This window comes from Lutibacter sp. TH_r2 (genome assembly GCF_033101135.1).
Taxonomy (GTDB): Bacteria; Bacteroidota; Bacteroidia; order Flavobacteriales; family Flavobacteriaceae; genus Lutibacter.
On sequence record NZ_JAWMPV010000014.1, the window covers coordinates 1 to 1547 of the forward strand.

2 protein-coding genes are annotated in these 1547 nt (G+C 28.1%); both read right to left on the minus strand.

Annotated elements, in window-relative coordinates; translation table 11 throughout:
- Nucleotides 1–158 precede the first annotated feature (158 nt).
- On the minus strand, nucleotides 159–749 hold the full coding sequence (locus R3X25_RS15150) for a hypothetical protein (RefSeq protein WP_317675809.1): 591 nt from the start codon (nucleotides 747–749) through the stop codon (nucleotides 159–161).
- A gap of 311 nt (nucleotides 750–1060) precedes the next feature.
- Nucleotides 1061–1399 carry a hypothetical protein gene (locus tag R3X25_RS15155; RefSeq protein WP_317675810.1) on the minus strand — a complete coding sequence of 113 codons (339 nt, stop codon included), beginning with the start codon at nucleotides 1397–1399 and terminating at the stop codon, nucleotides 1061–1063.
- Nucleotides 1400–1547 lie beyond the last annotated feature (148 nt).

Consider the following 1547-nt stretch of genomic DNA (forward strand, 5'->3'; position numbering starts at 1 on the left):
ACTCATCCGCCATTTTAGGTAACGAGTTTTTATATGATTTGTGCGACTGGAAAATCGGAGATTTTTCTGCCGTAGCAATTCGTTTGTTGAATGTTTGTCGTTTGTATTAGTTCAAATGTAAGCATAAATTATATGAGGTGTTGTAAAACGTTTTTATTTCAATATAGTCTGATATCAAATGGGTTTTCAGTTGGATTCTTATTGTCTATAAGAATATATCTTTCCAGAATCCTAGTCATATCGTTTTTATTGGATATCGCCTCCATAGTTATCGATTCTCTTATATAGCCATATAAACTTAAATCATTGAAATCATTGTATTCAAAATTAAGTACATTCGATTCAGTAAATTTATAATCAACATATTTTGTGCTATCAGTATTTTTTTGAAGAAATGAAAATTCAATTTTTCTAGAGAAAATTTTATCTTTCGGGATTGTATCAAAATTTGAAAAGTATGTCAATTTCCCTTTAAATTTATCATTCTGAAGATGCTCAAATTGTAACTCATAAAAATGACTTTCAAGAGTATCAAGAATTTGGTTTTTATATATTTTTTGCTGATTAGGAATCGAGTCTCCATTTGGATAAATATAAATTTCGGTTTGAATAGATATTCCGTTGTCAAATTTTTGTTCTAGATATTCTCTCTTAATTTCCTTTTTTTCGTGCTCGGTTTTATCTGATTCTTTTTTACTATTACAAGAACAAATAAAAGTGAGTAGAAGTAGTAGAATTGATTTTTTCAAAATTCGATGGTCTTAATGTTTTACAACGAGTTTTTATATGATTTGTGCGACTGGAAAATCGGAGATTTTTCGGTTGTAGCAAATCGTTAGTTGAATGTTTGTCGTTTGTGTTAGTTCAAATTTAAGCATAAATTATATGAGGTGTTGGCTTTGAGTGCTTTTGCAATCATTTTATAAATCCATCTAGTTTAATTTCTAATCCTACATAATAGAAGTCCATTTGGAATTTGTCTTTTTTATCATAATTTATCATTTAACTTTCTCCGAAATGTCAGAATATTAATTTATTTTCTCAACTCGGTTTGTAAATTTTATACACCTGATTTATATTCTCCAATTTTACTTTCTAACGAAATTTTCCTTCTATTCAAAGCCTCTATCTCTTTTTTGTATTTGTCAATCAAATAAAAATAACTTATAGCATAAATAATAAAATAAATTATTCCCATAAAGAGTACAGCATTAAAATACTCCATTTGTTCTATTAATGGTTTTCTTCCATATCTTCTCGGTAAATAGGGGTAAATTAGAGAAAGTAATATTCCTCCAATTATTGCAAAAGGAGCATTCTTTTTCAGTTTTTTTATTTTCTTTTCGTATGTTTCAATCTCAAAATTAACTTTTGAAACTTTATCTTCATTTTCATTCATTTTTTTCAGGCATTAAAGCCAACGGGCTTTTATATGATTTGTGCGACTGGAAAATCGGAGATTTTTCGGACGTAGCAAATCGTTTGTTGAATGTTTGTCGTTTGTTCTAGTTCAAATGTAAGCATAAATTATATGAGTTGTTGGCCCA